This is a genomic window from Candidatus Deferrimicrobiaceae bacterium, from assembly GCA_035256765.1.
GTDB lineage: Bacteria > Desulfobacterota > Deferrimicrobia > Deferrimicrobiales > Deferrimicrobiaceae > CSP1-8.
On record DATEXR010000305.1, the window covers coordinates 1 to 6,004 of the forward strand.

A 6,004-nucleotide genomic window follows, 5' to 3' on the forward strand; every position below is an offset into this window, starting at 1 on the left:
GTGGCAATTCTTTCCGCTTGGTCGTTACTCTATCTCCGACTAAAAAATGAAAACATAAACAGTCGCATCGTGATTCAGAGAAGCACGATGACGTACGAATGCCCGATTGCCGACATGTTTACAGCTTCATCTGTTGTTCGCAACCCAGCGGCTTGGTTCAAATTTATCAACATGCTTAGGCGAAAGAATCGCGCCAGAGTAAAGGTAATCTCTATTCTGCACTGTAGAGATAGAAAAGTAGGTAACCTCGAGGGTGACTTCGTAGCATTAGATTCACAAACAGCCTAACCACAGGCTGAAGCTGGCGGCACCCCTGGCTAAATTCATGTGTGCCTGCAGCTTAAGCCGAGCGTTCGCCACATTGGAAAAAACAATAATGACAACTCCTGATAGGCAGCATACCATTGGAGTCGATAGGCGATCGCTCACTACATTACGTGAACCCACTGTTGGTCTCTCAATATGCGAAGATATAAGGACAGTTTCGCTATTGCATGGAAAGGGGATGAATTTGTATGACTTATAAAAAAATCGCCATGGAACATGATAAGAAGATCGGTCTTGTCGCGCACGACAACAAGAAGAGCGATCTGATTGAATGGGTAAAATACAATCGAGTGCTCTTGGCTCACCACAAAATATATGCGACAGGGACAACCGGCGAGATCTTGGAACGAGAGCTTGGTGTCAAAATCACCAAACTCCAGAGTGGACCATTGGGCGGTGATCAGCAAATCGGCGCCAAAATCGCTGACAGCGAGATCGATTTTCTCATCTTTTTCTGGGATCCGCTTGAACCGATGCCCCACGATCCAGATGTCAAGGCGCTCTTGCGCATGGCAGTCGTTTGGAACATTCCCATTGCCTGCAATCGCGCCTCCGCCGATTTCATGATCTCCTCCCCCTTGATGGATAGCCATTATGATCGTCTTGTGCCCGATTATGATGTGTATCGTACCCGGAAGATTACCGGGGACGAATGAGCAGGGGAAAGCGCCGCTTTGTTGGGGCGAAGTAGCTCTGAACCGGCGATGCGGCTTTGGACGTTCCATCCGAAGTATCTGGACGCAAGGGGCCTGGTGGCTCTCTGGCGGGAAGCTCTATTGGCCCAGGCCGTCCTCCGGGGCCGGACGAGGGGATACACGCGACATCCCCAGCTCGTCCGGTTTCGCCTCGCGCGGGCGCCCGTGGGATGCATCGCGGAATACCTGAAAGCCGTGCATGCGGAAGGGATCGTGCGCGGCTACGCTTTCGATGCCGGAAAGATCGCACGGGGCGGCCGGGGGGAGACCATTGCCGCCACCCGCGGACAACTCGACTACGAGTTGTCCTGTCTGCTGGACAAACTGCGGCACCGAGACCCGAAACGGTACGACGCCCTCAAGAGGGCCCGCCGCATCGAACCCCATCCCCTGTTTCACATCGTTCCCGGCCGCGTGGAGGGCTGGGAAAAAGGCGCAGGCGCCGCCCCGGGAGACAGGGTCCCATAGGAAGAAACGCCGGATGAGAGGGGTTCCCGTGTTGCCGGACCGGCCCTGGATGCTTCTGGTCATCGCGGTCGCAGGATACTTCGCGATTCTCGTGCTCGTCTACCTCCGTCAGGAAAAGCTCCTCTATTTTCCCGATGTCTACCCGCTGGCGTCGGCGGCGATCCGCGCGAAGACATTCCATTTCCGTCTTTGGCCGGAAAACGGGCCCGATTACCACGGCTTCGTCCCGGCGGACGGACCCGCGAATCCGAAAGGGGTGATTCTCCTTTTCCATGGAAACGCAGGCACGGCCCCGGACCGATTCTTCTACGCGCGGGACCTGACGCCCCTCGGGTACCTGTTGATCCTCTTCGAGTACCCCGGCTACGGCGCGCGTCCGGGCGATTTGCGGGAAGCCTCCTTCGTTTCCGCCGCGGTGGACGCGGCCCGCGCCGCGGTCGACCAGTTCGGCGGGCCGCTGGTTCTGATGGGCGAGTCGCTCGGATGCGGCGTGGCGGCCGCGGTGGCGGGCTCGGGGCAGGTTCCGGTTGCCGGAGTCGTGCTGATCACGCCCTTCGACACGCTGCCCGACCTGGCGCAGTCCGTGTTCTGGTATCTCCCCGCGAAATGGATGACCCGGGACAGGTACGACAACATCCGGAACCTTTCCCGGTACGCCGGGCCGGTTGCGGTGGCGGCGGCGGAAAACGACGAAGTCATCCCCCCGAAGCGAAGCCGCCGGTTGTTCGAGCTTCTTCCCGGGAAAAAACGGTTCTGGCTATTGCCGGGCGCAGGGCACAACACCTGGCCCGACGTCGTGGATTCCGCGTGGTGGCGCGAGGTCCTGCGCTTCGTGTCGGAAGGGAGTGCCGGCTCCGGCGCAACCGGAGAAAGGAACGGGGGAAGTTGACCTTGGCGCGGACGCCTATAGCCGGTTGATCACCGAGGAGAGGACGCCGGCGCCGAAGCCGTTGTCGATGTTGACCACGCCCACCGTGGGCGCGCAGGAGTTGAGCATCCCCAGCAGGGCGGCCACCCCGCCGAAGCTCGCCCCGTAGCCGACGCTCGTTGGGACGGCGATGACGGGCTTGTCGGTCAGCCCCCCCACGACGGACGCGAGAGCGCCCTCCATCCCGGCCACCACGACGATCACCCTCGCCGAGAGAAGCGTCTCCTTCTGCATCAGGAGGCGGTGGATCCCCGCCACCCCCACGTCGTAGAGTTTCTGCACGCGGTTCCCGAGGAACTCCGCGGTCACGGCCGCCTCTTCGGCGACCGGGATGTCCGACGTGCCGGCGGTGACCACGAGGATGTTTCCCCTCCCGTTCACCTCCGCCGCCCCGGACCGGATGACCGCGCACCGGGCCTCCGGGTACAGGACGGCGCGGCGGAAATGCTTCCGGATCGCCTTCCTCTTCCCTTCGTCGACGCGCGTGACCAGCACGTCCGCGCCGGCCTTCCGCATGGCGCGGGCGATCCGGACGATCTGCGCAGCGGTCTTCCCCTCCCCGAGGATCACTTCGGGCACGCCCTGCCGGATCGATCGGTGGTGGTCGACGCTCGCATCCCCCAGGCTCTCGAACGGAAGGGACTGGATCTTCCGGAAGGCGGAGTCGACGGACGACTTCCCCTCGGCCACCTGCCGCAGCAGCTGTTTCAGCATCTTCGCGGTCAATCCGATCCCTCCCAGGAGTCCATGCCCAGGGCCTCCTCGTCCTCATCCTCGTAAGGGACGCCGGCCGGCCGCCCCACAAGGCGCACCCGCACCTCCTTCACCGCGCGTTCGGAGGCGGCCGTCACGGTGAACTCGGCCCCCGGGACCTCGAAGGATTCCTCCGCCGCGGGGATCCTCCCCGCGAGCGAGATGAGCATCCCCCCCAGGGTCGAGTAGTCCCCCTCCGGGAGGGAGATCCCCATCTCCTCCTCGAACCTGCCGACTTCCATCCTTCCGGGGACGAGGAAAACGCCGGTGGAGATTTTTTTATAATATTCCATCCCCCGGTCGTATTCATCCTCGATCTCCCCGACGACCTCCTCCACGACGTCCTCCGCGGTGACGATCCCCGTCACGCCTCCGTACTCGTCGACGACGACGGCGAAGGATGTCCCCGCTTCCTGGAACTTGCGCATCAATTCGTCGATCGGCATCAACTCGGGAGCATAGAGGGCCTTCCGCATGAACGGCCGGATGGGGGCGTCCGGCGGCTGTCCCACGGTGTCGATCACGTGGAGGAACCCGACGACATGGTCGATCCGCTCCCGGTACACCGGGTAGCGGGAATAGCCGCTCAAGGAGGCAAGGGCGGCGACGTCGCGGCAGGCGCTCTCCTCCGGGAGAGCCACGACGGTGACGAGGGGCCGGAAGATGTCCACGACCTTCTTCTCCCCGAAATGGAAGACCCGGCGCACCATCGCCCGCTCGTGTGCCTCCACATCCGACCCGGAACGGCTCATCTGCAGGATGAGGCGAAGCTCCTCCCGCGTGACCATCCCGTGGAGGGGGGGGGCCCCGCCGAACGGGCGGGACAGGACGCGCGCGAAAAACGCCGTGACCGCGACGAGCGGGTAGAGCATCAACTCGGAGAACCAGATGAACCGGGCGGCCGGACCTATCAAACGGTCCGCCCGCGGCTGGGCGAAGCTCTTGGGCACGATTCCCCCGAGGAGGATCACCAGGGGGGTGATCACTCCCACGGCGATCCACGCCGCCCCGTCTCCATAGCGCGGGAGAAGGTGGGAGGTAGTGAGGACCGTCCCCAGGACAAGGAAGATGTTCTGTCCCGTCAGCGTGGTTGCGAGCGCGCGGTCCGGGTGCTCGAGCAGCTTCAGGGCGGTCGTGGCCCCGCGTTCCTCCCGGCGCGAGCGGTCCATGAGCTTGTGGCGGTCGGCGGAGACGAGGACCATCTCCGCGCCGTTGAACAGCGCCTGCATCAGGAGACAGAGCGCGATGACGAGGGCGAGGTTCACGGTTCAGGCCGTCCCTTCCGCGATGTTGCGCACGCAGACCTCGACGATCCGGATCCCCCTCACCCTCTCCACCGTGAACCGGAAGGGCCCCAGAACGATCGAGTCGCCCCTTCCGGGGAGCCTGCCGAACTCGTGGAGGAGCAGACCGGCCACCGTGTCCCATTCCTGGTCGGGGAGGCCTGCCTGGAAGGCGTCGTTGAACCGGTGGATCGGCATCTTCCCCAGGACGCCCCAAGAGCCGTCCGGCCGGGGAACCAGCTCCTTCTCCTCCCGGTCGTGCTCCTCCCGGATCTCCCCGAAGAGCTCCTCGAGCACGTCCTCCAGCGTGACGATCCCGACGATCTCCCCGAACTCGTCCACGACGAGTGCGAGATGCACCTTGAGGCGCTGGAACTCGCGCAACAGGAGGGGGAGCTTCTTCGAGGTGGGAACGACGAAGGGGGGCTTGAGCAGTCCGGAGAGCGGCGCCTCCTCCTCCCCCTCCGCCGGGGGCCGGAGGAGGTCCCTGAGGTAGAGGATGCCGAAAACGTCCCTCCGTTCCCCGCGGTAGACGGGGATCCGGGATCGGCGGTACTTGCGGAACTGCGCCAAGAGCTCCGGCCGGGGGATGTCGACGGGCACCATGAACACGTCGGCGATGGGGGTCATGATCTCCCCCGCCCGCTGGTCGGTCAGCTCGAAGATGTTGTGGATGAGCTCCCTCTCCCCCGGGTCGAGCGTCCCGCTCTCGCCGCTCACGTCGACGAGTGCCCGGAACTCCCGCTCGGTGAACGCCGCCTTCTTTCCCGCGACCTCCCCTCCCCCCAGAAGGCGCAGGATCCCCTTGGCCATAATCTCCATGAGGAAACGTACCGGTGCGACGATGCGGGAAAAGAAGAGGAGCGGGCGGGCGGAAAAGGCGGAAAAGGATTTGGCTCTCGGCCACACGATGCACTTGGGAGTGATGTCCCCCAGGATCAGGATCGTGAGGGTCCCGGCGGCAAGCGCGACGATCTCGCCGTACGCCGGGATCATCGGGATCAGGAGGGCGGCGATCACGGAGGAGAGGGAGACGTTGACGAGTTCGTTGCCGATGAACATCGTGGCGATCAGCCGGCTCGGCGTCTCGAGCATCTTCCCGATCACGTCCGCCATCCGGTTTCCTTCCTTTTTCCATCGCATGAGGTCGACCCGCCGGAGCGCGAAGAACGCCGTCTCCGAGGCCGAGAAAAAGGCCGAGGCGATGATCAGGAGGGGAATCAGGAGAAACTTCATGGGGAGTTTACATCCCGGCGCGCCGCACTCCACCCGACAACCTCGAACTTCCGGGGGTCGGGAAGATCCGCCGGGTACGGGTCGATATCCTTCACTGCTTCTTCCGCGTTCCCCGGGCCGCTTTCCTGCGTCCCCCCGCCGCCGGGGTCATCTGCCCTTCCGCCCCGCCGCGAAACGGATTTTTCTTCAGCGCCTTGGAGACAACCTCGTCCATATTGTCCACCAGGGTGAACGTGAACCGCCTCGCTTCGCTGCGTGGAATCTCCTCCAGATCCTTCCGGTTCTGTCCGGGCACGATGATCTCGGTGATCCCG

Annotated in this window: 7 protein-coding genes; 3 read left to right on the plus strand and 4 right to left on the minus strand. The window is 63.3% G+C overall.

Going from position 1 to position 6,004, the window contains the following annotated elements:
• Positions 1-515 precede the first annotated feature (515 nt).
• Genes VJ307_10685 through VJ307_10695 form a run of 3 tightly spaced genes read left to right on the plus strand, consistent with a single transcriptional unit; the run spans position 516 to position 2,379 of the window.
• Positions 516-983 carry a methylglyoxal synthase gene (locus VJ307_10685; protein HJX74601.1) on the plus strand — a complete coding sequence of 156 codons (468 nt, stop codon included), beginning with the start codon at positions 516-518 and terminating at the stop codon, positions 981-983.
• 48 nt (positions 984-1,031) lie between these two features.
• The gene (locus tag VJ307_10690; GenBank protein ID HJX74602.1) at positions 1,032-1,490 is read left to right on the plus strand and encodes a pyrimidine dimer DNA glycosylase/endonuclease V; all 459 of its coding nucleotides are present in this window, start codon (positions 1,032-1,034) and stop codon (positions 1,488-1,490) included.
• A gap of 13 nt (positions 1,491-1,503) precedes the next feature.
• Positions 1,504-2,379: an alpha/beta fold hydrolase gene (locus tag VJ307_10695; GenBank protein HJX74603.1), complete on the plus strand. Its 876-nt coding sequence runs from the start codon at positions 1,504-1,506 to the stop codon at positions 2,377-2,379.
• A 15-nt stretch (positions 2,380-2,394) separates the two neighbouring features.
• Here the strand turns inward: VJ307_10695 and larB are convergent, their stop codons facing one another.
• The 4 genes from larB to VJ307_10715 all read right to left on the minus strand — a co-directional run.
• Positions 2,395-3,144, minus strand: coding sequence for a nickel pincer cofactor biosynthesis protein LarB (gene larB / locus VJ307_10700; GenBank protein HJX74604.1), 750 nt, complete (start codon positions 3,142-3,144; stop codon positions 2,395-2,397).
• Entirely contained in the window at positions 3,141-4,436 is a 1,296-nt protein-coding gene (locus tag VJ307_10705; protein ID HJX74605.1) for a hemolysin family protein, read from the minus strand. Before VJ307_10705 ends, larB begins: the two co-directional genes overlap by 4 nt.
• A gap of 3 nt (positions 4,437-4,439) precedes the next feature.
• The gene (locus VJ307_10710; protein HJX74606.1) at positions 4,440-5,690 is read right to left on the minus strand and encodes a hemolysin family protein; all 1,251 of its coding nucleotides are present in this window, start codon (positions 5,688-5,690) and stop codon (positions 4,440-4,442) included.
• A gap of 91 nt (positions 5,691-5,781) precedes the next feature.
• Positions 5,782-6,004: S16 family serine protease (locus VJ307_10715; GenBank protein ID HJX74607.1), on the minus strand; the 223-nt coding region annotated here is incomplete at its 5' end.

Bases quoted from the DNA above. Each gene is read 5' to 3' on its own strand.
- VJ307_10685 (HJX74601.1), top strand. From the start codon at position 516: ATGACTTATAAAAAAATCGCCATGGAACATGATAAGAAGATCGGTCTT.
- VJ307_10690 (HJX74602.1), top strand. From the start codon at position 1,032: ATGCGGCTTTGGACGTTCCATCCGAAGTATCTGGACGCAAGGGGCCTG.
- VJ307_10695 (HJX74603.1), top strand. From the start codon at position 1,504: ATGAGAGGGGTTCCCGTGTTGCCGGACCGGCCCTGGATGCTTCTGGTC.
- VJ307_10710 (HJX74606.1), bottom strand. From the start codon at position 5,690: ATGAAGTTTCTCCTGATTCCCCTCCTGATCATCGCCTCGGCCTTTTTC.